This window comes from Pseudomonas sp. UME65 (assembly GCF_014170225.1).
Classification (GTDB): domain Bacteria; phylum Pseudomonadota; class Gammaproteobacteria; order Pseudomonadales; family Pseudomonadaceae; genus Aquipseudomonas; species Aquipseudomonas protegens.
Window position 1 is genome coordinate 799,944 of record NZ_LZZQ01000013.1, and the last position, 22,486, is coordinate 822,429.

A 22,486-nucleotide genomic window follows, 5' to 3' on the forward strand; every position below is an offset into this window, starting at 1 on the left:
ATCCTATACCCTGCGTTGCGTTTGTCAAGCGCCCTGCCTGGAGATTTTTTATTGTGGCTCGTACCCCCTCTCGCAGCTCCATCGGCTCTTTGCGAAGTCCCCATACTCATAAAGCCATTCTCACTTCCACCATCGAAATCCTTAAGGAATGCGGCTATTCCGGGCTCAGTATCGAGTCCGTCGCCCGTCGGGCGGGGGCCAGCAAGCCAACTATCTATCGCTGGTGGACGAACAAGGCGGCGTTGATCGCCGAGGTTTATGAAAACGAGAGCGAACAAGTCAGAAAGTTTCCTGATCTCGGCTCGTTCAAGGCAGATCTCGACTTTTTGCTGCGAAATCTCTGGAAAGTCTGGAGGGAGACTATTTGCGGCGAAGCCTTTCGCTGTGTGATCGCCGAAGCGCAACTGGATCCCGCAACCTTGACCCAGCTCAAGGATCAGTTCATGGAGCGCAGAAGGGAAATGCCGAAAAAACTGGTGGAAAATGCCATCAGCAACGGCGAGCTGCCCAAGGACACCAACCGTGAATTACTGCTGGATATGATCTTCGGCTTTTGCTGGTATCGGCTGTTGACTGAGCAACTGACGGTGGAGCAGGACATCGAGGAGTTCACTTCTCTGCTGATCAACGGTGTTTGTCCTGGTACGCAACGTTGATCCTTTCGAGCCATTAAGCCCTGGAGTTTCTCGGGCTTAATGGCTGTTGTTTCAGGCCGCGGGGGTGCCGAACTCTCGATACAGGTCCGGCAGGAAGCTGGCCAGATGATTGAACTCGCACATGTCGTGCACCGCGAACTCGTAGGCCAGGGTCTCCAGTTCGGCCTCGCCAAAGCCATTTTCCTTCAGCAGCGATGCAGCCTTTTCTGCCCCGGGAAAGCGGGCCATCGACGGGTGCGCCCCGACCCAGTAACGGCTGGTCAGGTACATGCCGTCCGGTACTTCCTTGAACAGATGCACCATCAACGACACCGGTACCTCAGGATGATCCGCCAGGCTCATCAGGGCGCTGACACTGCCGTCGATCTTCGCTTCGCGATACAGATCGGTGTTCAGGCCCAGGCTGGCCGGCTGCTGGAAGTCGATATGCAGGTGCATCAGGCGATCGCCGACATATTCCGACGCGCAGAAGGTGTTGCCATACAGCCGTTCCTCAAAACTCAGGGACTCATCGCACAGGCGCTGGTGGTGCACGCATGGGTTGCTGACATGGGCATAGGGGAACCACAGGGTGTAGCGCTCCGATTCCGCGGGGTGCCAGATGAACCACCACTTGAACATCTGCGCGGTGCAGCCGGGGAAGAACTTGCGGCTTTGCACGTAGGCCATCGGGCCCGGTAGCAGGGCGTAACCGGATTCCTCGCTGACAAAGTCCGGTTCGAGCAGGCGATTGATGTCCTCGATGCTCGGGGTCAGGGTGTCTTCCAGGGCCATGGGGCCTTGCTGAATCTTGCGGACGGCGGACAGCGGCACGCGCATTTCCGACCGGAAATACTTGGCGTAGGGCTTGTTCCTGACCGCCGCCTGATTGCGTAGGAACAGCTTCTGCATGGGCAGTGAGAAGTAGGTGAAGGGAGTCATGTTGCGCGCTTCCATGCTGATATCCTTTGGCGTGAATTGACAGATAGCCGCCATTTCGCTGCAACCCTTGACGGAACTGAACGAGAAACTGGCGCTTTGTAGCTAAGCAGTCCATAAACAAAAGTCAAATTTGAATTTAACTTAGTGAGAGCGCCTATGGCCGTTTCCGCTTCCCCGCAGCCCACTGCGGCCCGTACGCCGCGTCAGGATGGCCAGGCTACCCGCCAACAGATCCTGGAGACGGCCGGCCAGCTTTTTGCTGAGCTGGGGTACGCCAACACCACCAGCAAGCAGATCTGCGAGAACTCCAGGGCCAACAACGCCTCGGTCAACTACCACTTCGAGAACAAGGACGGCCTGTATCGGGCGGTGCTGCGCGAGGCCCACGACCGCCTGGTGCGGATCGAGACCATGATCAGCCTGAGTGAAAGCCAGGGCAGCCCCGAGGACAAGCTGCGGGCGATCATCACCGTGCTCATCGAGGGGCTGGGCAACCAGCGTGAGGGCTGGGCGCTGAAAGTCCTGACCCGCGAACTGTTGTCACCCTCCGCGGTGCTGCCGGCGATCCTGGAGGAGCAGGCGTTTCCCAAGGCGAAGATCGTGCGCACCATCCTCGGCCAGATCATGGATCTATCGCCTGAGGACCCGGTTACCCTGCGCAGCGCCGTCAGCGTTTTTGCGCCCTGCCTGTTCCTGCTGATCGCCCATCAGCCGCTGGCGCGCAATGTATTGCCCGGCCTGGAGCTGGATCCACCGGCGTTGATCGAGCACATGATGAGTTATGCCCTGGCCGGCCTGGCTGCAGTGTCCCGCACACCTGGGGTCTAGCCGGCTGATCGGGCACACAAAAACGCCGACCCTGGGGTCGGCGTTTGCTGTCGGCCATCCCTGGGGCAACGGTTACTCCTGAGCGACAGCGTTCTTCGCCAGGATGGCGTTGGCCAGTTCCATGTCGGTGGCCTTGAGGCCGGGGTTGTCGGCGCGGACTTTCTGCATGGCGGCTTCCAGGTACGGGCCGCGAATGCTGCCATCGCTGGCAACGAAGCTGCCGGCGTCATCCTGGGCGGCGACGATCAACTTGTGGTCCTTGAAGGTCAGGTAGGTGGAGCCGGTGGTGGCCCCGGAGGAAATGACGTTACGCCAGAAGGTGTCGGCCATTGCCGAACCAACGGGAAGAGACAGCAGGGCAAGGGTGGCGACAGCAATTTTCAGACGCATGATGGGTGACTCCGAAAGGGGGTATCTGCATCGTTTGATTCTAGATAACCCCGCGGAGTTCCGTGACTCATCAGTCAAGGTTTTCGACCAACAGGATTGCGCCTTCCTGGCCCACCACCCGCACCCGGGCGCCCACGGGGGCGTCGGCCCCCTTGGCGATCCACACGCCGTCGGCCACCTTGATCCGCCCGCGGCCGTCGACAATCGCCTGGTGCACCACAAAGGTCTTGCCGATCAGCTCCTGGCCCCGCAGGTTGAGGTTCGGCTGATCGCTGGGGCGTACCACGCTGCGCTGGCGGCGCCACCAGTACAGTGCGGTGAGCACCGACAGCAGGCCGAACAGGAGGAACTGCACCTCCCATGACAGGCCGGGAATGAGAAAGGTCAGGACCCCGACTGTGGCGGCTGCGAGGCCGATCCACAGCAGGTAGCCGCCGGCCCCGAATACTTCGAAGATCAGCAGGATGGTGCCAAGGGCCAGCCAGTCCCAGAACGATAGAGCTTGCACAAATGCCAACATGAAGCCTGCCTCAGACCTTCTTGCTGTCGAACGTGGCCTTGACGATCTCGCCGATGCCGCCCACGGCGCCGATGACCTGGCTGGCCTCCAGGGGCATCAGGATCACCTTGCTGTTGTTGGCCGACGCCAGTTTGCCCAGGGCATCGATGTATTTCTGCGCGACGAAGTAGTTGATCGCCTGGACGTTGCCGGTAGCAATCGCCTCGGACACCACTTGGGTCGCCCGGGCCTCGGCTTCGGCCTGGCGCTCCCGGGCTTCGGATTCGAGGAATGCCGCCTGGCGTTCGCCCTCGGCTTCAAGAATCTGTGCCTGCTTCTTGCCTTCTGCGGTAAGGATGGCGGCGGCCCGCAGGCCTTCGGCTTCGAGGATCTGCGCACGCTTGACCCGCTCGGCCTTCATCTGCCCGGACATGGCCGCCATCAGGTCGGCGGGTGGGCTGATGTCCTTGATTTCGATCCGGGTGATCTTGATCCCCCAGGGGGCGGTGGCCTCATCGACGGTTCGCAGGAGTTTCTCGTTGATGCCGTCACGTTGGCTGAGCATGGCGTCCAGTTCCATGGAACCGAGCACCGTACGGATATTGGTTTGCAGCAGGTTGCGGATGGCGTGCTCGAGGTTGTTGACCTCATAGGCGGCCTGGGCGGTGTTGACCACCTGGAAGAAACACACGGCGTCGATCTGCACCGTGGCGTTGTCGGCGGTAATGACTTCCTGGGGTGGGATATCCAGCACGCTTTCCATCACGTTGATCTTGCGCCCGATGCGATCCATCACCGGAATGATGATGTTCAACCCCGGCTTCAGGGTGTTGGTGTAGCGGCCGAAGCGTTCCACGGTCCATTGGTAGCCTTGGGGCACGACCTTGAAACCCATGAAGACGATGGCCACGGCGAGGCCGACGAAAAGTAACAACACGCTTCCGATCTGCATAACATTCTCCTGCTCAGATGTGATCAAGGGGCACAGGGGGCGAGTGTACGGCGGCGCCCGGTCGCGCGCAGAGATACCGTGGCCCTTGCATCATCAGGACACACATCACCGGCGTGCCCGTGGCCTCACAGTTGGAAGCGGGTGACCGAGGTCTGCAAGGTGGCCACGGAGTTTTCCATCTGCTCCACGGTCTGGGTCAGCTCACGCATGGCCTGGCTGTTGCGCCGGGCTACCAGGCTGATCATCTCCACCCGTTGCGCCACTTCGCTACTGGCCTTGGACTGTTCGCCGATGGTGAGGGAAATTTCCTCCACCATCACCGCCGAGCGCTGGGCGCCCTGGCGGATCTCATTGATCGAGGTGCCCGCCTGCTGGGCCATCTGGACCCCGTCGTTGACCCGGCTGACCCCGGTTTGCATGCTGTTCACGGCTTGTTCGGTGGTTTCCCGGATGCGCTCGATCATGCCGGTGATTTCCCGGGTGGACTGTGCGGTGCGGGCTGCCAGATTGCGCACTTCGTCAGCCACCACGGCGAACCCCCGGCCGGCTTCCCCGGCCCGGGCGGCTTCGATGGCGGCGTTCAGGGCCAGCAGGTTGGTCTGCTCGGCGATGCCGTTGATTACCTGGATGATCGAGTGGATCTCTTCCGAGGACTGGCCCAGGGCGGTGATGCTGCGGGAAGACTGGTTCACCGCCTCGGCAATATGGCTCATGCCGTCCACGACCCCGAGGATTACCTGGCCGCCGCTACCGGCCAGGGATTCGGACTGGGCGGCAATGCCCTGGGCATTGCGCGCGTGTTCGGCCACCTGGGCGATATTGCTGATCATCTGCTCCATGGCTGCGGCCATGTTGGTGGCGCCGTCGGCCTGTTCGGTGGCGCCGTCGGCAATGCTCAGCGACGTGTCGCTGAGGCTGTGGGAGCGGCCGCGCAACTCTTCGCTTTCATGGCGGATGGTGGTGATCATCTGCCGCAGGTTGTCTTGCATTTCTCCAAGGGCCCGTTGCAGTTGGCCGGCCTCGTCATGCCTGTCGACGCTGATGGGCGTGGTCAGGTTGCCCTGGGCAATGGCCCGGGCGGTGGCCACGGATTTTTCCAGGGGTTTGAGCACCCGGGTGAGCAGCTGCCGGGTCAACAGAGCCAGTGCCAGGGCGGCCAGCAGGCTGCCGCCGATCAGCCACCAGGCGGCCTGGCGGACCGCACTTTCACTGAGTTCGCGGGTTTGGGCGGTGCTGGCTTCGATCTGGCTGCTGAGGGCGGCGTTGCGGCTCTCCACTTCGCTGAAGCGCTGGGAGAACTCCGGCATTTGCAGGCGCGCGGCCTGTGGGTCCTTGAGGGCCTGCCCGGCGATGTTCTCGGCGGCATGAATGTAGTTTTCCAGCACCGGCTGCAGCTCGGTGATGGCGTTGCGGATTTCCGGTGCCAGGGGCAACTTGGCGTTTTCCGCCAGGGCCTTGCGGAACCAGTCGCCGTGTTCGCGCAGGCTATTGCGGACCTCTTCGCCAGCGGCGGCATCGCCGGGCTGGCTGCTCAGGGCCTCCAGCACATCGGCCCGCAGGGCGTCGTGCATCATGTCGGCCTCCAGGTGGTTGCGCAGGGCGCTGGCGTTGAGCTCGTTGTCCACCAGTGCCCGCGCCAGGCGTGACTGGCCCCATAAACCCAGCCCGGCCACCAGGGCAATGGCCAGGAGGCTGACAACCCCGGTGGCGAGCATGTTTTGACGAATGTTCATACCGGGCTCCCTGCTTTTCTCGGCGGTGACTCAAGCGTAGTCCAGCGCCTGGGGTTCGCCTCCTGTGCCGCTATGGGGGCTGGTTGCCGGGCGTGACCCTTAGCACTTCCTCAAGGCTGGTCAGGCCTTGGGCAACCTTGTGCGCGGCAGCCAGGCGCAGGCTGCGCATGCCGTCCGCGCAGGCCTGGTGGTGCAGGCGGGCAAGATCCAGGTCGCGATGGATCAGGGCCTTGAGGGGGGAACCCAAGGGCATGATTTCGTAGACCCCGGTGCGCCCGTGGTAACCGGTACCCCGGCATTCGGCGCAGCCCACCGCGCGCTGGCCGCCGGCAGCGGGTGGCAGGTGCCGGGTTCCGGTCAGGCTTTCCCAGTCATCCGCCGTCAGCTCGGCGGGAACCTTGCAGTACGGGCAGAGGGTGCGCAGCAGGCGCTGGGCCATGACCCCGATCAGGGTGGCCTTGATCAGGTAATGGGGCACGCCCAGTTCCAGCAGCCGGCTGATGGCGCCGGGGGCGTCGTTGGTGTGCAGGGTAGACAGCACCAGGTGCCCGGTAAGTGCGGCCTGGATGGCCATTTCCGCAGTCTCAAGGTCACGGATCTCGCCGATCATGATGATGTCGGGGTCCTGGCGCATCAGTGCACGCACGCCGCTGGAAAAACTCAGGTCGATATTGTGCTGGACCTGCATCTGGTTGAACGCCGGTTCGATCATCTCGATCGGGTCCTCGATGGTGCACAGGTTGACCTCGGGGGTCGCGAGCTTCTTCAGGGTGGTGTAGAGGGTGCTGGTCTTGCCCGAGCCGGTGGGCCCGGTGACCAGGATGATGCCGTGGGCCTGGGCGGTCATGGCTTGCCAGCGGCTCAGGTCATCGGTGCCAAAGCCCAATTGGTCGAAATCCTTGAGCAGGACCTGGGGATCGAAGATGCGCATCACCAGCTTTTCACCGAACGCCGTGGGCAGGGTCGAGAGTCGCAACTCGATTTCACTGCCGTCGGGGGTGCGCGTCTTGACCCTGCCATCCTGGGGCTTGCGCTTTTCCGCGACGTTCATGCGCCCCAGGCTCTTGAGGCGGCTGACGATGGCCAGGGTGACCTGCGGCGGGAACTGGTAGACGTTGTGCAATACGCCATCGATGCGAAAGCGCAGGGTGCCGTGCTCGCGGCGGGGTTCGATATGGATGTCGCTGGCCCTTTGCTGAAAGGCGTACTGGAACAGCCAGTCGACGATATTGACGATGTGCGCATCGTCGGCATCCGGCTCCTGGTCGCTGGCCCCCAGTTTCAGCAGTTGCTCGAAGTTGCCCAGGCCACTGGCTTTCTGTTCGCTGCTGGCGCCGCTGACCGACTTGGCCAGGCGATAGAACTCCAGGGTCAGGCGCTGGATGTCCAGCGGGCTGGCCACCACCCGTCGCACCGTGCGCTTGAGAACATGGGCCAGGTCTGCTTCCCAGGCACTGACGTAAGGTTGGGCGCTGGCCACGGTAACGCTCTGCCCATCCACGGCCACGGCAAGGATCTTGTGCCGCTGGGCGAAGGCGAAGGACATCAGCGGCGTGATGCTGGCCACGTCGATGCGCAGGGGGTCGATACGCAGGTAAGGCTGACCGGCTTGCCGGGCCAGCCAGGCCGTGAGGCTGTCCAGGTCCAGATGTGTGCCGAGTTGCTGCAGGTCGGGCAATTGCTGGCCGGCGATCACTTCCAGGGGATGCAGCAGGTTACCGGCTGCCTGATGCCGGACGCTCATGACCTGTTCGGCGGCATCCTGGCTGATGCGGCCCTGGGCCAGCAGTTCACGCAGCAGTTCGCTGAGGTCCAGCCAGCGGTCCTGGGGAAGGTGCGCGGCGCTCATGGGCGATTCCTTGGGGCTGTTGTCCAGATGTGGGTCTCTGACCACGAACAGCCAAGAATAGTCCCCGGGGCCTCAAGGGAATGCTTGCCAAGGGTTGCAGGGTTTTGCCGGGATCAACCCGCGGCCTGCAGGCGCGAAGGTTCCGCCAGCTCCAGCTCCAGCTCCACGTCACAGACACTGATCAGGTTGCGCAGCTTTGCGCCGATCACCTGGGCCCGATGCCAGCTCAGGTCGTCGAGTTCCACCTCCATATACAGCGTGGCGTCCTGCTGCTGCATCGACACCCGCTGCGGCACCAGGAACTGCAGGGCGAAGTGGTTGAGGATGCGGCACAGCACATCGGCCTCGGCGTCGGCCACTATCCGGTAGTGCACGCGACAGTGAGCATTGTTGAGGTTCCAGGCATCGGCGCGGGGGGCTGGCTCGAAAGGGGGCATGGCGGTCTCCAGGTCAGTGGAGAAATTTTTACATTCGGTTTCGGGTATTTCTTATCTAAGATTGGGTTTGTTTGCTTAAATATGAATTGTTCAATTCATTTTTTAATGTTTATGGGTATTTATTATGCATAGCGACCTGGACGCCTATGATCGCCGCATCCTCGCGCTGCTGCAAGAGGACGCCTCGCTTTCCAGTGCGCAGATCGCCGAGCAGGTGGGGTTGTCCCAGTCGCCATGCTGGCGACGGATCCAGCGGATGAAGGAGGAGGGGGTGATCCGCGGCCAGGTGACCCTGCTGGACCGCAAGAAGATCGGCCTCAACACGCAGATCTTCGCCGAGATCAAGCTCAACGCTCACGGGCGCTCCAACTTCACCGAGTTCACCGAGGCGATCCGCGGCTTTCCGGAAGTGCTGGAGTGCTATGTGCTGATGGGCGCGGTGGACTTTCTGCTGCGGATCGTGACCGCGGATATCGAAGCCTATGAACGCTTCTTCTTCGAGAAGCTGTCCATGGTGCCGGGTATCCAGGAGGTGAACTCGATCGTTGCCCTGTCGGAGATCAAGTCCACCACCAGCCTGCCGGTCATGCGCTGAGGGGCGGGGTTACAGGCGCAGGAGGGTTTTCCAGGCGCGGTTCTGGAACACCGCGATGGCCTGCTGCTTGCGGGCGTCGAGGGCTTCGTCGGTGATCGGCTCGTTGGCCAGCTGGGCCAGTTTGTTCAACTCGCCATAGAGACGGTCCAGCTCCGGGATCTCCAGCGCGGAGCGGGCGTGGTGCAACCAGGCCTGGATGCGTTCAATGCGCGGCAACTGCTCGGCCAGGTCTTCCGGTTGCTGCTGATAGCGCGGCAGTTGCAGGGAGGTGGCTTCCTCGGCCAGCAGGCGTGGCAACCAGCTGCCCAGCTGTGCGGCGCCCTGGCGGTTGCCCCGGGTGTTGCGGTCAGTGGTCCAGGCCCGGGCCAGCAGCCAGCGCGAGGTATTCAGCGAGAACAGGCCCCAGCGCACGTCCTGCAACTCTTCGATGAACTGCTCCGGCGCGGCCTTGCGCACGTCTTCGTCATCAAGACCGGCCTGTACCAGCGGACGCCAGTCTTCCAGCAGGGCGTCCAGGGCACTGCGCAATTCAGCGGTGGACTGGCGCGGTGCGGCCTGGCCCAGGCTGCTGGCCAGGGCTCGCAGCTCGGCAAGGTTGTCCACCCAGTCCTGCAGCAGGCGCCAGTGGCCATTGAAGCGGTACTGCTCGGCCAGGCGCTGGCTGCTGCCCAGCAGGTGCCAGGCCAGAGCGGCGAAAGCTTCGTCCAGGGGCGTCTCGGCGCTCAATTGCGGCGCGGGCAGGCTCAGGGAGTAGCTGCCGGCGTCGAACAGGCGATAGCCGCGCTCGGCCTTGCTGATGTCGCAGGGCATCAGCGGCAGGGTCAGGGCCAGCTCTGCTGCCAACTCCAGCAGGGCAGCCGGTTCGCCTTCACGCAGCTCCAGTTCAAGCTCGCAGATTTCTTCCTTTTGCTTGCCGGCGATGACTTGGCCCAAGTCCAGGGCGGCTTCGATCACCACCTTGGCCTTGCCGCGGCCCCAGGCGATTTCCGCGCGCTCGCGGACGAAATCCGTGGTGAACAATGGCTTGAGGGTCTTCTTGTCCAGTTCGGCCAGGGCTTCGGGCCAGCATTGGCCTTCGAGCTTTTTCACGTCCAGCTTGGCCTTGGCCAGTTGCCAGTCGTACTCGTTGCGTTCGGACAGGCCGGCGACGCTCTGGCCGCTGGTCTTCAGGGTCTGGATCACCGCGTCACCGTCGCGACGCAGGCGCAGGGCGACTTTGGCCCGGGCCAGGTCGCGTTCTGGGGTGTCGAAGTACTGATTCATCAGTTCACGGCGTTCCCAGCCACTTTTATTGCGTTTTTTCAGTAGCGGGTGCTCGCGCAGGGCGGCGAGGGTTTCGCGGCTGACGCGGAGTTTGATTTCGGTTTCTTTCTGCATGGCCGGAAAATCCAGGATCGGGAGCGCAGCCGGGGAAGAGTTGGCTGCCAAGGCCGTGCAGTGTACAGGACAAGGCGCCCGCAGGTGCCGCGGCGGTTCCTTCCGCTTGCGGGATGCCTCTATGATGGGCCTCACATTGGGATTCCCGGAGACAGCTCATGCCCCTGCCGTCCATGAAGGATCAGTTTGCCGCGCTGATCGCCGCGCCATCGGTGAGCTGCACTCAAGCAGCACTGGATCAATCCAACCGTGCGGTGATCGACCTGCTGGCCGGTTGGCTCGGCGACCTGGGTTTTGCCTGTGATATCCAGCAGGTCAGCCCCGGCAAGTTCAATCTGCTGGCCAGTTTCGGCAGTGGCCCTGGCGGCCTGGTACTGGCCGGGCACAGCGACACCGTGCCCTATGACAGCGCGCTGTGGCAGACCGACCCCTTGAAGCTGACCGAAGTTGACGGCCGCTGGGTCGGCCTGGGCAGTTGCGACATGAAGGGTTTCTTCGCCCTGATCATCGAGGCAGTGCGGTCCCTGCTGGATCAGCCTTTCAAGCAGCCGCTGCTGGTCCTCGCCACTTGCGACGAAGAAAGCTCCATGGCCGGGGCGCGGGCCTTGGCGCAAGCCGGCCGGCCCCTGGGGCGCGCGGCGGTGATCGGCGAGCCTACGGGGCTCAAGCCGATCCGCCTGCACAAGGGGGTGATGATGGAGCGCATCGATATCCTCGGCCGCAGCGGTCATTCGTCGGACCCGAGCCTGGGTCGCAGTGCCCTGGAAGCCATGCACGATGCCATTGGCGAGCTGCGGGGCCTGCGGTTGCTGTGGCAGCGCGAGTACCGCAATGCGCAGTTCAGCGTCCCGCAACCGACCCTGAACTTCGGCTGCATCCATGGCGGCGACAACCCCAACCGCATCTGTGGCCAGTGTTCCCTGGAGTTCGACCTGCGGCCCCTGCCGGGCATGGATCCGGACGTGCTGCGCGAGGCCATCCGGCAGAAGCTCAAGCCGATTGCCGAACGCCATGAAGTGAAGATCGACTATGCGCCGTTGTTCCCCGCGGTCCCGCCTTTCGAGCAGCCCGAGGATGCCGAGTTGGTGCGAGTGGCAGAGCGGTTGACCGGGCATCGTGCCGAAGCAGTAGCGTTTGGCACCGAAGCACCTTATCTTCAGCGCCTTGGCTGCGAGACCCTGGTGCTCGGCCCGGGTGATATCGCCTGTGCCCACCAGCCGGGGGAGTACCTCGAAATGTCACGCTTGCAGCCTACCGTGCATCTATTACGTGAATTGATTGAACATTACTGCCTGACGCCGGCCCAATTTCAGTAAATTGCCGGTGGCCTTGTCCGTACCCATGAGGAGAGTAAGCGTGTTGCCAAGCCTGTTCCGACGATAACCATCAGCCCGCTGTGAGTTTTCCGTTTCGTCCTTTCATAGGCTGCTTTTTATTTACAGGCTCAGGTTCATGCCCGAATACGTCAATTGGCTTCGCCACGCGTCTCCCTATATCAATGCCCACCGCGACTGCACCTTCGTGGTCATGCTGCCCGGCGACGGCGTTGAACACCCCAACTTCGGCAATATCGTCCACGACCTAGTGCTGCTCCACAGCCTGGGGGTGCGCCTGGTGCTGGTGCACGGCTCGCGCCCACAGATCGAAGCCCGTCTGGCGGCCCGTGGCCTGACGCCCCATTACCATCACGGCCTCAGGATCACCGACGCGGCAACCCTGGAGTGCGTGATCGATGCCGTGGGCCAGTTGCGCATCGCTATCGAGGCGCGCCTGTCCATGGACATGGCCTCTTCACCGATGCAGGGCTCGCGGTTGCGGGTGGCCAGCGGCAATCTGGTGACTGCCCGTCCGATCGGCGTGCTGGAAGGCGTCGACTATCACCACACCGGCGAAGTGCGCCGGGTCGATCGCAAGGGCATCAATCGCCTGCTGGACGAGCGCTCCATCGTCCTGCTCTCGCCCCTGGGGTATTCCCCCACCGGGGAAACCTTCAACCTGGCCTGCGAAGACGTGGCCACGCGCGCCGCCATCGACCTTGGGGCCGACAAACTACTGCTGTTCGGCGCCGACCCGGGCCTGCTGGATGAAAACGGCAAGCTGGTGCGCGAATTGCGCCCGCAACAGGTGCCGGCGCATTTGCAGCGCCTGGGGGGCAACTATCAGGCCGAGCTGCTGGATGCCGCCGCCGAGGCGTGCCGCGGCGGAGTCGGACGCAGCCATATCGTCAGCTACGCCGAGGACGGCGCCTTGCTGACCGAACTCTTCACCCGCGACGGCGGCGGCACCCTGGTGGCCCAGGAACAGTTCGAGCGGGTGCGCGAGGCGGCGATCGAGGACGTGGGCGGCTTGCTGGAGCTGATCAGCCCGCTGGAAGAGCAGGGCATCCTCGTGCGGCGTTCCCGCGAGGTGCTGGAGCGCGAGATCGAGCAGTTCAGTGTGGTGGAGCGCGAGGGCATGATCATCGCCTGCGCGGCCCTGTACCAGATTGCCGATTCCGATGCCGGTGAGCTGGCGTGCCTGGCGGTGAACCCCGAGTACCGCCATGGCAAGCGTGGCGACGAGCTGCTGGAAAGGATCGAGACCCGCGCTCGGGCCCAGGGCTTGAAGACGCTGTTCGTCCTCACCACTCGTACCGCTCACTGGTTCCGCGAGCGGGGTTTCGTGCCCAGCAGTGTCGAGCGCCTGCCATCGGCCCGGGCCTCGCTGTACAACTACCAGCGCAATTCGAAGATCTTCGAAAAAGCCCTCTGAACCCGCCTCTTTGCGCAACTGGCCGCCACGGCCCGATCAATTGATCGAACCGTGGCGGCCAGTTGCACATGTCAGAAAAATTTCATTTCGATACAAAAACTGTAACAAATTGACGGGAGGATAGGCTCTTAGCCATGATTGCGTCGCTTTTTTGATCCTGAATGACGTTTTGCGCTTGTACACGCAGGGGATCTTGGGGGCTGAGTCAGGGGAATATTTTTCAGAAATAAGCTTGCGAGCGTCTACGCTGCGATTCGCCGTTTGATAATGGCGAGCTTTATTCCTGAAAGGTATGAAAAAGAATTAAACAATTCTTTTTGGGTTTATGAGTAATTCATTACCCTGCATGGACCAAATCACTGCGATTAGACCATGGTCGTAGACACAGGTCGTTACGATTGACTTATCAGTCACGGTCTGGCGCTAATCGCGCATCTGTGGCACCCGGGCGTTCGATCCGGGGCCAGGAACCACAAGAATTAGAAACGAGAGGAGCGATACATGAACAAGTCCACCTTGGCCCTGGCTGTGGCCGTAGGGGTTTTGGCGCAGCAGGCAGGCGCCGCCGGTTTCATCGAAGACAGCAAGGCTACCTTGGGGCTGCGCAACTTCTATATCAATACTGATAACCGTGATGGCGATACCAAAGCCGCTAAGGCCCAGAGCAAGAACGAAGAATGGGGCCAAGGCTTCATCTTCAACTTCACCTCTGGCTACACCCAAGGCACTGTAGGTTTCGGCCTGGATGCGATCGGTTTGCTGGGCGTTCGTCTGGACTCCGGTGGTGGTACTAACGGGGCGACCAAGACCTCTTATGGCGGCACCGTATTCCCGACTCACTCTACCAACGGTAACAACGCTGAAGCGGTCAACGACTTCTCCAGCCTTGGCCTGACCGGCAAGGTCAAGGTTTCCCAGACCGAGCTGAAAATCGGCACCCTGCAACCGAACAACCCGGTGATCAAGTACAACGACGGTCGTCTGTTGCCACAAACCTTCCAGGGTGGCCAGATCACTTCGAACGAGATCAAGGACCTGACCTTGACCGCAGGTCAGATCGAGCACGCCAAAGGGCGTAACTCGACTAACAACGAAGGCTTGTCGATTGCGGGCGCCAACGGCGGCTCCGATTTCAGCAAGGGCAAGTTCAGCAACAAGTTCTACTACGGTGGTGCTGACTACAAGATCACCAAGGATCTGACCGCTTCGTACTACTACGGTGAGCTGAAAGACTTCTACTCGCAGAACTTCCTGGGCCTGGTACACAACTGGTCCATCGGTCCTGGCGTGCTGAAAAGCGACCTGCGTTACTACCGCAGCCGCGACAACGGCTCCAACGGCGATACCGCTGCCTACTACACCAGCGGCTACTACCCGGACAACGGCCTGTCGACCATCACCAAAGGTAAAGTCGACAACAACCTGTACAGCTACCTGGCTTTGTACTCGGTTGAAGGTCACACCTTCGGTGGCGGCTACCAGTACAGCAACGGTGACAGCGACTTCCCTTGGCTGAACCAGGGTGACGGTTCGTCCAACAGCACCATCACCGACATGCAGATCCAGAAGTTCGCCCGCGCCGGCGAGCGTACCTGGCAGGCTCGCTACGCCTATGACTTCGCCAAGGTTGGCGTGCCTGGCCTGACCGCCGGCATCATTTACCTGCGTGGCAATAACATCAACACTGCCGGTAAAGTCGGTGCTGCTCAAGTCACCACTCTGGGCACTGGTGGCACCGAGTGGGAACGCGATCTGACCCTGTCTTACGTGGTTCCGCAAGGTCCGCTGAAGAACCTGGGCCTGACCTGGAAAAACGCCATGTGGCGTAACGACATTCCGGGCCAGCGCGACCAGGACGAAAACCGCCTGATCGTCAGCTACTCGATCCCGCTGATGTAATCGCGGGTTAAAAACCTCGCCCGGCGCAATGCCGGGCGAGGTATTGCTTCAAGTCAGGCCCACCCCCGTGAGCCCTTCCTGAGTCCCCCTCTTCTACAGCTACTCAAGGCCTTCTCGAACCTTGTTGAGAAGGGTGGTCTTCGCCTGCGCGCGAGTCCAGTGAAGAGATTTTTAATATTCCTTTCGATTATTAATAAATCGATATTTATTCTTTTTAAATAGTCTCCCGTGCAGGCAGAGTAGCTTCATCACGCACTCACAGGAGCAGCACCCATGAGCCTTAGACTGGGCGACATCGCCCCCGACTTCGAACAGGATTCCAGTGCCGGCAAGATTCGTTTCCACGAGTGGCTGGGCGATAGCTGGGGCGTGCTGTTTTCTCATCCGGCGGATTTCACTCCGGTATGCACCACCGAGTTGGGCTTTACCGCCAAGCTCAAGGACGAATTCGCACAACGCGGGGTGAAGGCCATTGCCCTCTCGGTGGACCCGGTGGACTCCCATCACAAGTGGATCGAAGACATCAACGAGACCCAGAACACCCGGGTCAACTTCCCGATCCTGGCGGATGCCGATCGCAAGGTCTCGGACCTCTATGACCTGATCCACCCCAATGCCAACGACACCCTGACCGTACGCTCGCTGTTCGTCATCGACCCGAACAAGAAGATTCGCCTGACCATCACCTACCCGGCCAGCACCGGGCGCAACTTCCACGAAATCCTGCGGGTAATCGATTCGCTGCAACTCACCGACAACTACAAGGTGGCCACCCCGGCCAACTGGCAGGACGGAGACGAAGTGGTGATCGTGCCTTCGCTCAAGGACGAGGAAGAGATCAAGCGTCGCTTTCCCAAGGGCTATCGCGCAGTGAAGCCCTATCTGCGCCTGACGCCGCAACCCAACCGCTGATACACCAACCGCCGTAGGAGCTCGCTTGCCGACAAAGGCGGTCGTGAGGCCGGCGCAAGTTTCGCGGACCCTTTCGCGGGCAAGCCCGCTCCTACGAAGCACGCAGGAGCAACAGATCCATAAAGCAGGGGTTTTAAGGCCGTTCCGACGGCCTATTTTTTTGCCTGCGGAAAATACTTTCTTATATATTTTTAAGGAATAAACAAATGAATAAATAAGATTTATGGATATAAAAATAGGCTGTTAAGGTCTCTCCAATTCGGCGAGATCGCATCCCGCGAATCGCTTTCTTCGTTCAAGGAATTCTCTGCATGCTGGTGGTCTCTCTCGGTGGCAGTCCCAGCCAACGCTCCCGTTCCGGGGTGCTGCTGGAGTTGGCCAAGCGCTGGTTACAGCAGCAAGGCGTGGAAGTGGTCAGCTACCAGGTACGGGACTTCCCGGCCGAGGATCTGCTCCACGCGCGCTTCGACAGCCCCAAGGTCATCGACCTGCTGCAACAGATCGAACAGGCCGACGGCCTGCTGATTGCGACGCCGGTGTACAAAGCGTCGTTTTCCGGGGCCCTGAAAACCCTGCTCGACCTGCTGCCCGAGCGGGCCCTGAGCCACAAGGTGGTGCTGCCCATGGCTACCGGCGGCAGTATTGCCCACATGCTGGCGGTGGATTACGCATTGAAGCCGGTGCTTTCGGCCCTCAAGGCCCAGGAGATGCTCCAGGGCATCTTTGCCGAGGACAGCCAGATCGCCTACGGCGAGGGCAGCGCCCAGCCGCAATTGGCCGAGGCCCTGGAGCAACGCTTGAAAGAAGCGCTCGAGCAGTTCCACAGCGCCATGGCCCGTCGCCCCAAACCGCTGGATCCGCATCTGCTCAATGAACGCCTGTTGAGTGCTCGCTGGAGCATTTGAGCCTCACCCCCGATTGAAATACTCGCCTTACTCGCCCGCCAACGGGCAAGCAGGTGCAGCCACAACCCCATAGCAAAAAGGAGAGCGCCATGCGCCCTGTCATTTTGCGTCGCGGTCTGGTCGCTCTGTTTGCTGCGGCTGTGTCCTTCGGCGCCATTGTTCAAGCTCAGGCCGAGACCTTGCGGATCGGTTATCAGAAGTACGGCACCCTGGTGCTGCTCAAGGCCAAGGGTTCCCTGGAGAAGCGCCTGGCGCAGCAGGGCGTCGAGGTGCAGTGGACTGAATTTCCCGGAGGCCCACAGTTGCTGGAGGGCCTCAATGTCGGGTCCATCGACTTCGGCGTGACCGGCGAGACCCCGCCAGTCTTTGCCCAGGCCGCCGGTGCCGACTTGCTGTATGTGGCCTACGAGCCGCCGGCCCCCCATAGCGAAGCGATCCTGGTACCCAAGGGTTCGCCGATCCAGTCGGTGCAGGACCTCAAGGGCAAGAAGGTGGTGCTGAACAAGGGCTCCAACGTCCATTACCTGCTGGTCCGCGCTCTGGAAGACGCCGGCCTGAAATACAGTGATATCCAGACCGTGTTCCTGCCGCCGGCTGATGCCCGCGCCGCATTCGAGCGGGGCAGCGTCGATGCCTGGGCCATCTGGGACCCCTACCAGGCAGCCGCCGAGCAGCAGCTACAGGCTCGTACCCTGCGTGACGGCTCGGGCATCGTCGACAACCACCAGTTCTACCTGGCCACCAAACCCTACGCGCAACAGCATCCCGAGGTGATTACCGCCCTGGTGGAAGAAGTACGGGCGGTGGGCGAGTGGTCCAAGGGCAATCCGCAGGAGGTCACCCAACAGGTGGCACCGCTTTTGGGCCTGCCGGCCGACATCACCCTCACTTCGGTTAAGCGCCAGGGCTATGGCGCGGGCTTCCTGACCCCGGAAGTGATCGCCGCGCAGCAGAAAATCGCCGACAGCTTCTACCAGCTCAAGCTGATTCCCAAGCCGTTGAGCATCAAAGACGTGATCTGGACGCCCACCGCCGCCGTGGCCAAAGCGCCGTAATTCGACCCCTTAGGAGACAACTCCATGAGCCTCAATATCTTCTGGTTCCTGCCTACCCACGGCGACGGCCATTACCTTGGCACCGCCGAAGGCGCTCGCGCCGTCGATCATGCTTACCTGCAGCAGATCGCCCAGGCTGCCGATCGCCTGGGGTTCGGCGGCGTGCTGATCCCCACCGGGCGCTCCTGCGAGGACTCCTGGCTGGTGGCGGCGTCGCTGATCCCGGTGACCCAGCGTCTGAAGTTCCTCGTGGCCCTGCGCCCGGGGATCATCTCCCCGACGGTAGCGGCGCGCCAGGCAGCGACCCTGGACCGGTTGTCCGGCGGCCGGGCGCTGTTCAACCTGGTAACCGGGGGGGATCCGGACGAACTGGCCGGCGACGGCCTGTTCCTCGACCATGAGGAGCGTTACCAGGCTTCGGTGGAGTTCACCCGTATCTGGCGCCGGGTGCTGGAAGGTGAAACCGTGGACTACGACGGCCAGCACATCAGCGTGAAGGGCGCCAAGCTGCTCTATCCGCCGCTGCAGCAACCCCGTCCGCCGCTGTATTTTGGTGGCTCCTCGGAAGCGGCCCAGGACCTGGCCGCCGAGCAGGTGGAGATGGTCCTGGCCTGGGGCGAGCCGCCGGCCGCAGTGGCCGAGAAGATCCAGCAGGTGCGGGACAAGGCCGCCAAACTCGGGCGCACCGTACGCTTCGGCATCCGCCTGCACGTGATTGTGCGGGAAACCAACGCCGAGGCCTGGCAGGCTGCCGAGCGGCTGATTTCCCATCTGGACGACGACACCATCGCCCGGGCCCAGGCGTCCCTGGCGCGCTTCGATTCCGTAGGCCAGCAGCGCATGGCCGCCTTGCATGGCGGCCGCCGCGACCAGCTGGAAGTCAGCCCCAACCTCTGGGCCGGGGTCGGCCTGGTGCGCGGCGGTGCCGGTACGGCCCTGGTGGGCGATGGCCCGACCGTGGCGGCCCGCATGCAGGAGTATGCGGACCTGGGCATCGACACCTTCATCTTCTCCGGCTATCCGCACCTGGAAGAGGCCTATCGGGTGGCCGAACTGCTGTTCCCGCACCTGGACATCGAACGTCCCAAGCTGCCTGAGGCGGCGGGTTACGTCAGCCCGTTCGGGGAGATGGTCGCCAACGACATCATTCCCAAAGCCGTGTCCCAGAGCTGAGGTGTGGCCATGAACGGACAACGCATAGTGCAGCGTCTGGCGCCCTGGAGCTTGCCGCTGCTGTTGTTGGCGGTGTGGCAACTGTCGGTGTCGGCGGGCTGGCTGTCGACCCGCATCCTGCCGGCCCCCAGCGCGGTGATCGAGGCTGGGGTCAGCCTGGTACGCAGTGGCGATATCTGGACCCACCTGGCCATCAGCGGCTGGCGCGCCGGCCTGGGTTTTGTCATTGGTGGCGGCATCGGCCTGGCGCTGGGCTTTATCACCGGCCTGTCGAAATGGGGTGAGCGGCTGCTGGACAGCTCGGTACAGATGATCCGCAACGTGCCGCACCTGGCGCTGATTCCCCTGGTGATCCTGTGGTTCGGCATCGATGAGTCGGCGAAGATTTTCCTGGTGGCCCTGGGCACGCTGTTCCCGATCTACCTCAACACCTACCACGGCATCCGCAACGTCGACCCGGCATTGGTGGAGATGGCGCGCAGCTACGGCCTGTCCAGCTTCGCCCTGTTCCGCCAGGTGATCCTGCCCGGCGCCCTGCCTTCGATCCTGGTGGGGGTGCGCTTTGCCCTGGGCTTCATGTGGCTGACCCTGATCGTCGCCGAAACCATTTCCGCCAGCTCCGGCATCGGCTACCTGGCAATGAACGCCCGGGAGTTCCTGCAGACCGACGTGGTGGTGCTGGCGATCGTTCTGTACGCGGTGCTCGGCAAGCTGGCGGACCTGGCCGCGCGTGGCCTGGAGCGGGTCTGGCTGCGCTGGCATCCGGCCTACCAGGTCGCCAAAGGCGGTGCCCAATGACGGCTCAACAACCTCCGCGGCTGCTGCAGGGCATTCCCCTGGCGGTGCGCAAACTGCAAAAGACCTTCGGCTCGCGGCAGGTGCTGCGGGAAATCGACCTGCACATTCCCGCCGGCCAGTTCGTGGCGGTGGTGGGGCGCAGCGGCTGCGGCAAAAGTACCTTGCTGCGCCTGCTGGCCGGTCTCGACCAGCCAAGTGCTGGCGAACTGTTGGCCGGTTCCGCGCCCTTGAGCGCTGCCATTGAAGACACCCGGTTGATGTTCCAGGAGGCGCGCCTGCTGCCCTGGAAAAAGGTCATCGATAACGTCGGGCTCGGGCTCAAGGGCAACTGGCGCCCCCAAGCCCTGCAGGCTCTGGAAGCCGTGGGCCTGGCGGACCGCGCCCAGGAATGGCCGGCGGCCCTGTCCGGTGGGCAGAAGCAGCGCGTGGCCCTGGCCCGTGCCCTGATCCACCAGCCGCGGCTGTTGCTGCTGGACGAGCCGCTGGGGGCGCTGGATGCCCTGACGCGGATCGAGATGCAGCAGTTGATCGAACGCCTGTGGCAGCAGCATGGCTTCACCGTGCTGCTGGTCACCCACGATGTCAGCGAAGCGGTGGCGATCGCCGATCGGGTGATCCTGATCGAAGACGGCGAGGTCGGTCTCGACCTGCACGTCGAGCTGCCACGCCCGCGGGTACGGGGTTCCCATCGCCTGGCGGCGCTGGAAACCGAAGTCCTCAACCGCGTGCTGTCATTGCCCGGCTCGCCGCCGGAACCGGAACCCGTTTCACCCTTGCCCACGCAACTGCGCTGGGCACTTTAAAACAGCCGCTCATTTCGACCCCAGGAGAAACACCATGACCATCAAGGCCATCAACGTACGCAACCAGTTCAAGGGCACCATCAAGGAAATCGTCGAAGGCGACGTGCTGTCGGAAATCGACGTGCAGACCGCTTCCGGCATTGTCACTTCGGTGATCACCACCCGCTCGGTGAAAGAGCTGGAGCTGTCGATTGGCAGCGAAGTGATCGCCTTTGTGAAGTCCACCGAGGTATCGATCGCCAAGTTGTGAACGGCGCCCGATCACGGCCCCGAACGGTGCGAGCCCTTCGGGGCTTTTTCATGGGCGCTGTAAATACCGGTCAGATTTGATACTTTCCCTGCTTTCGGCAAGACCTGAACAGTAAACATGACAACAGAGCAGGGTCCAAATGTGGGGTATCTGGAGTTCGATCGCGACCATTGGGCCGCTCTGCGGGCCGGTGAGCCGATGAGTCTTGCGCCATCCGAGATGGAGACGCTGACCAGTCCGACCCAGCCCATGGCGTCCGAAGAAGTGCGGCAGATCCTCCTGCCGCTGTCGCGCCTGCTGCATTTGCATGCGGCGCAGGTGCAATCGCTGAAGGTGCCGCAGACAGGTTTCAAGGCCCCCTACGTGATCGGTGTTTCCGGCAGCGTGGCGGTGGGCAAGAGCAGTTTTGCCCGGGTCCTGGCGGCGCTGCTGGCCTATTGGCCGGGCAAGCCCAATGTGCACCTGGTGACCACGGATTCGTTCCTGTTCCCGCTGGCCACCCTGCAGGAAAAAAACATCCTGCACCGCAAGGGCTTTCCAGAGTCCTATGACGAACCGCTGTTCTTGGATTTTCTCCAGGCGGTGTGCCGCCGGGGCGAAGCGGCGCGGATTCCCATCTATTCCCATGTGCGCTACGACATCCTGGCCGATGAGGCGCAGTCGGTGGAGGCGCCGGACATCATCATCCTGGAAGGCTTGAATGTGTTGCAGGGTGAGCAGGGCGAGGGCCTGAACGCCCTGGATTTCATCGACTTCTCGATCTATGTCGACGCTCCCGAAGCGACCATCAAGACCTGGTACCTGGAGCGGTTCGTCTACCTGAAGAACACTGCCTTCCAGTCGGGGGATTCCTACTTCAACAAGTACAAGGGCCTGTCCGATTCCGAGGCGCTGTCAGTGGCCTCCGATACCTGGGACCGGGTCAACCTGAAGAACCTGGTTGAAAACATCCTGCCGACTCGGGAGCGAGCCAACCTGATCATCCACAAGTCGGCGGACCACAGCATCGACCGGTTGCTGCTGCGTCAGGCCTGAGCCGGCGTTCAGGGCGGGGTGGGGCGCTTGGCCAGGTAGGGCGGCAGGTACAGGCCCAGGTAGGCATCGAAGACGCGCATGCCTTCCTCGGCCATGCGCGGGGTGATCTGCCCGTGCTGCTGCACGGAGCGGGCATACACCCGATCTCCCAGCTCCATGGCCAGGGCGAACACGTCGACATCGACGGGCAGCGTCGGCAACTCGAAATGATGATCGAACAGCTTGTGCATTAGGTCCCCCAGCTCGATGTCGTGCTGGCGGTCGGCCTGGGTGACTTCGGTCAGGCCGTGCTGGGCGAGGATCAGTTGGCGGGCCGCCGCGTCCTCGCCGTAGATGTCGAGCATGCGTTGCTCCACCAGGCGTGACAGGTCGCGCCAGTTGCTGAGCCGCTCATGGTCGATAGGTTCCAGCAGGCAGGCGCGGAACGCCGCGTGGACATCGGCGGTAAGGGCTTCCAACAGGGCCGGGACGCTGGCGAAGAAGTGATAGACCGAGGATGGCGGGATCTGCGCCTTGTCGGCCACGCTGTAGATCGACAGGCTGGCCACGCCCTCGGCCGCCAGCAGGGTCCGTGCGGCGTCGAGTATGGAGTCGATCCGGGCCTGGCTGCGTGCACGGGGTTTGCGAAGCGGGGCGGTGCGCGTCATCAGTCTCTCCTACAGGGCAGC

The 22,486-nt window shown here is 62.4% G+C and carries 23 protein-coding genes and 1 pseudogene; 14 read left to right on the top strand and 10 right to left on the bottom strand.

Annotated elements, in window-relative coordinates:
* The first annotated feature begins 53 nt into the window (after positions 1-53).
* A complete protein-coding gene (locus A9971_RS18520) occupies positions 54-656 on the top strand; it encodes a TetR/AcrR family transcriptional regulator (protein ID WP_011064126.1) in 603 nt (200 codons plus the stop codon).
* Positions 657-707: 51 nt separating this feature from the next.
* Here A9971_RS18520 and A9971_RS18525 read toward each other — a convergent pair whose 3' ends face one another.
* Entirely contained in the window at positions 708-1,592 is an 885-nt protein-coding gene (locus A9971_RS18525) for a DAPG hydrolase family protein (protein WP_019093573.1), read from the bottom strand.
* 141 nt (positions 1,593-1,733) lie between these two features.
* Here A9971_RS18525 and A9971_RS18530 point away from each other — a divergent pair, with 141 nt between their 5' ends.
* Positions 1,734-2,405 (top strand): TetR/AcrR family transcriptional regulator, encoded by a 672-nt coding sequence (locus A9971_RS18530; protein WP_011064124.1) that lies wholly within the window; start codon positions 1,734-1,736, stop codon positions 2,403-2,405.
* Positions 2,406-2,477: 72 nt separating this feature from the next.
* Here the strand turns inward: A9971_RS18530 and A9971_RS18535 are convergent, their stop codons facing one another.
* The 7 genes and pseudogenes from A9971_RS18535 to A9971_RS18560 form a co-directional block, all read right to left on the bottom strand.
* On the bottom strand, positions 2,478-2,795 hold the full coding sequence (locus A9971_RS18535) for a DUF2388 domain-containing protein (RefSeq protein WP_011064123.1): 318 nt from the start codon (positions 2,793-2,795) through the stop codon (positions 2,478-2,480).
* A gap of 70 nt (positions 2,796-2,865) precedes the next feature.
* The gene (locus A9971_RS18540; RefSeq protein ID WP_065365057.1) at positions 2,866-3,315 is read right to left on the bottom strand and encodes an NfeD family protein; all 450 of its coding nucleotides are present in this window, start codon (positions 3,313-3,315) and stop codon (positions 2,866-2,868) included.
* Positions 3,316-3,325: 10 nt separating this feature from the next.
* Positions 3,326-4,246: an SPFH domain-containing protein gene (locus tag A9971_RS18545; RefSeq protein ID WP_011064121.1), complete on the bottom strand. Its 921-nt coding sequence runs from the start codon at positions 4,244-4,246 to the stop codon at positions 3,326-3,328.
* 125 nt (positions 4,247-4,371) lie between these two features.
* Positions 4,372-5,235: a methyl-accepting chemotaxis protein gene (locus A9971_RS33240; RefSeq protein WP_404944723.1), complete on the bottom strand. Its 864-nt coding sequence runs from the start codon at positions 5,233-5,235 to the stop codon at positions 4,372-4,374.
* Positions 5,227-5,979: pseudogene (locus tag A9971_RS33245) on the bottom strand (HAMP domain-containing protein); the annotation flags it as partial. The pseudogene A9971_RS33245 and the gene A9971_RS33240, both read right to left, overlap by 9 nt.
* A 70-nt stretch (positions 5,980-6,049) precedes the next feature.
* Positions 6,050-7,828 (bottom strand): GspE/PulE family protein, encoded by a 1,779-nt coding sequence (locus A9971_RS18555; protein ID WP_123472632.1) that lies wholly within the window; start codon positions 7,826-7,828, stop codon positions 6,050-6,052.
* Between the two features lie 113 nt (positions 7,829-7,941).
* Entirely contained in the window at positions 7,942-8,265 is a 324-nt protein-coding gene (locus A9971_RS18560; protein ID WP_161466791.1) for a hypothetical protein, read from the bottom strand.
* Between the two features lie 124 nt (positions 8,266-8,389).
* On the opposite strand from A9971_RS18560, the gene A9971_RS18565 reads away from it, so the two are divergent.
* A complete protein-coding gene (locus A9971_RS18565; RefSeq protein ID WP_011064117.1) occupies positions 8,390-8,860 on the top strand; it encodes an Lrp/AsnC family transcriptional regulator in 471 nt (156 codons plus the stop codon).
* Between the two features lie 9 nt (positions 8,861-8,869).
* On the opposite strand, the gene A9971_RS18570 is transcribed toward A9971_RS18565, so the two are convergent.
* Entirely contained in the window at positions 8,870-10,237 is a 1,368-nt protein-coding gene (locus tag A9971_RS18570) for an inorganic triphosphatase (protein WP_011064116.1), read from the bottom strand.
* Positions 10,238-10,395: 158 nt separating this feature from the next.
* On the opposite strand from A9971_RS18570, the gene argE reads away from it, so the two are divergent.
* The 11 genes from argE to coaA all read left to right on the top strand — a co-directional run bounded on the left by argE (position 10,396) and on the right by coaA (position 21,818).
* Positions 10,396-11,553 (top strand): acetylornithine deacetylase, encoded by a 1,158-nt coding sequence (gene argE, locus A9971_RS18575; RefSeq protein ID WP_183001199.1) that lies wholly within the window; start codon positions 10,396-10,398, stop codon positions 11,551-11,553.
* Positions 11,554-11,689: 136 nt separating this feature from the next.
* Positions 11,690-12,988 carry an amino-acid N-acetyltransferase gene (argA, locus tag A9971_RS18580; RefSeq protein WP_011064114.1) on the top strand — a complete coding sequence of 433 codons (1,299 nt, stop codon included), beginning with the start codon at positions 11,690-11,692 and terminating at the stop codon, positions 12,986-12,988.
* 501 nt (positions 12,989-13,489) lie between these two features.
* Positions 13,490-14,887 carry an OprD family porin gene (locus A9971_RS18585; protein ID WP_183001198.1) on the top strand — a complete coding sequence of 466 codons (1,398 nt, stop codon included), beginning with the start codon at positions 13,490-13,492 and terminating at the stop codon, positions 14,885-14,887.
* 273 nt (positions 14,888-15,160) lie between these two features.
* Positions 15,161-15,799 carry a peroxiredoxin gene (locus A9971_RS18590; RefSeq protein WP_011064112.1) on the top strand — a complete coding sequence of 213 codons (639 nt, stop codon included), beginning with the start codon at positions 15,161-15,163 and terminating at the stop codon, positions 15,797-15,799.
* A 311-nt stretch (positions 15,800-16,110) separates the two neighbouring features.
* Positions 16,111-16,704 carry an NADPH-dependent FMN reductase gene (gene ssuE / locus A9971_RS18595; RefSeq protein WP_011064111.1) on the top strand — a complete coding sequence of 198 codons (594 nt, stop codon included), beginning with the start codon at positions 16,111-16,113 and terminating at the stop codon, positions 16,702-16,704.
* Between the two features lie 89 nt (positions 16,705-16,793).
* Positions 16,794-17,759, top strand: coding sequence for a sulfonate ABC transporter substrate-binding protein (locus A9971_RS18600; protein ID WP_011064110.1), 966 nt, complete (start codon positions 16,794-16,796; stop codon positions 17,757-17,759).
* Positions 17,760-17,783: 24 nt separating this feature from the next.
* Positions 17,784-18,932, top strand: coding sequence for an FMNH2-dependent alkanesulfonate monooxygenase (gene ssuD, locus A9971_RS18605; protein ID WP_183001197.1), 1,149 nt, complete (start codon positions 17,784-17,786; stop codon positions 18,930-18,932).
* Positions 18,933-18,941: 9 nt separating this feature from the next.
* Positions 18,942-19,730, top strand: a complete 789-nt coding sequence (gene ssuC, locus A9971_RS18610; RefSeq protein WP_183001196.1) for an aliphatic sulfonate ABC transporter permease SsuC — start codon at positions 18,942-18,944, stop codon at positions 19,728-19,730.
* Positions 19,727-20,533 carry an aliphatic sulfonates ABC transporter ATP-binding protein gene (gene ssuB, locus A9971_RS18615; RefSeq protein ID WP_011064107.1) on the top strand — a complete coding sequence of 269 codons (807 nt, stop codon included), beginning with the start codon at positions 19,727-19,729 and terminating at the stop codon, positions 20,531-20,533. The genes ssuC and ssuB overlap by 4 nt, the downstream gene beginning before the upstream one ends.
* A 34-nt stretch (positions 20,534-20,567) precedes the next feature.
* Positions 20,568-20,783, top strand: coding sequence for a molybdopterin-binding protein (locus A9971_RS18620; RefSeq protein WP_011064106.1), 216 nt, complete (start codon positions 20,568-20,570; stop codon positions 20,781-20,783).
* Positions 20,784-20,900: 117 nt separating this feature from the next.
* Positions 20,901-21,818 (top strand): type I pantothenate kinase, encoded by a 918-nt coding sequence (gene coaA / locus A9971_RS18625; RefSeq protein WP_011064105.1) that lies wholly within the window; start codon positions 20,901-20,903, stop codon positions 21,816-21,818.
* A gap of 8 nt (positions 21,819-21,826) precedes the next feature.
* Here the strand turns inward: coaA and A9971_RS18630 are convergent, their stop codons facing one another.
* Positions 21,827-22,465, bottom strand: coding sequence for a TetR/AcrR family transcriptional regulator (locus A9971_RS18630; protein ID WP_053154425.1), 639 nt, complete (start codon positions 22,463-22,465; stop codon positions 21,827-21,829).
* Positions 22,466-22,486: the final 21 nt, after the last annotated feature.

Coding starts and splice junctions, on each gene's coding strand:
- A9971_RS18525 (WP_019093573.1), bottom strand. CDS start 1,592: ATGGAAGCGCGCAACATGACTCCCTTCACCTACTTCTCACTGCCCATG.
- A9971_RS18530 (WP_011064124.1), top strand. CDS start 1,734: ATGGCCGTTTCCGCTTCCCCGCAGCCCACTGCGGCCCGTACGCCGCGT.
- A9971_RS18535 (WP_011064123.1), bottom strand. CDS start 2,795: ATGCGTCTGAAAATTGCTGTCGCCACCCTTGCCCTGCTGTCTCTTCCC.
- A9971_RS18540 (WP_065365057.1), bottom strand. CDS start 3,315: ATGTTGGCATTTGTGCAAGCTCTATCGTTCTGGGACTGGCTGGCCCTT.
- A9971_RS18545 (WP_011064121.1), bottom strand. CDS start 4,246: ATGCAGATCGGAAGCGTGTTGTTACTTTTCGTCGGCCTCGCCGTGGCC.
- A9971_RS33240 (WP_404944723.1), bottom strand. CDS start 5,235: ATGCAAGACAACCTGCGGCAGATGATCACCACCATCCGCCATGAAAGC.
- A9971_RS18555 (WP_123472632.1), bottom strand. CDS start 7,828: ATGAGCGCCGCGCACCTTCCCCAGGACCGCTGGCTGGACCTCAGCGAA.
- A9971_RS18560 (WP_161466791.1), bottom strand. CDS start 8,265: ATGCCCCCTTTCGAGCCAGCCCCCCGCGCCGATGCCTGGAACCTCAAC.
- A9971_RS18565 (WP_011064117.1), top strand. CDS start 8,390: ATGCATAGCGACCTGGACGCCTATGATCGCCGCATCCTCGCGCTGCTG.
- A9971_RS18570 (WP_011064116.1), bottom strand. CDS start 10,237: ATGCAGAAAGAAACCGAAATCAAACTCCGCGTCAGCCGCGAAACCCTC.
- argE (WP_183001199.1), top strand. CDS start 10,396: ATGCCCCTGCCGTCCATGAAGGATCAGTTTGCCGCGCTGATCGCCGCG.
- argA (WP_011064114.1), top strand. CDS start 11,690: ATGCCCGAATACGTCAATTGGCTTCGCCACGCGTCTCCCTATATCAAT.
- A9971_RS18585 (WP_183001198.1), top strand. CDS start 13,490: ATGAACAAGTCCACCTTGGCCCTGGCTGTGGCCGTAGGGGTTTTGGCG.
- A9971_RS18590 (WP_011064112.1), top strand. CDS start 15,161: ATGAGCCTTAGACTGGGCGACATCGCCCCCGACTTCGAACAGGATTCC.
- ssuE (WP_011064111.1), top strand. CDS start 16,111: ATGCTGGTGGTCTCTCTCGGTGGCAGTCCCAGCCAACGCTCCCGTTCC.
- A9971_RS18600 (WP_011064110.1), top strand. CDS start 16,794: ATGCGCCCTGTCATTTTGCGTCGCGGTCTGGTCGCTCTGTTTGCTGCG.
- ssuD (WP_183001197.1), top strand. CDS start 17,784: ATGAGCCTCAATATCTTCTGGTTCCTGCCTACCCACGGCGACGGCCAT.
- ssuC (WP_183001196.1), top strand. CDS start 18,942: ATGAACGGACAACGCATAGTGCAGCGTCTGGCGCCCTGGAGCTTGCCG.
- ssuB (WP_011064107.1), top strand. CDS start 19,727: ATGACGGCTCAACAACCTCCGCGGCTGCTGCAGGGCATTCCCCTGGCG.
- A9971_RS18620 (WP_011064106.1), top strand. CDS start 20,568: ATGACCATCAAGGCCATCAACGTACGCAACCAGTTCAAGGGCACCATC.
- coaA (WP_011064105.1), top strand. CDS start 20,901: ATGACAACAGAGCAGGGTCCAAATGTGGGGTATCTGGAGTTCGATCGC.
- A9971_RS18630 (WP_053154425.1), bottom strand. CDS start 22,465: ATGACGCGCACCGCCCCGCTTCGCAAACCCCGTGCACGCAGCCAGGCC.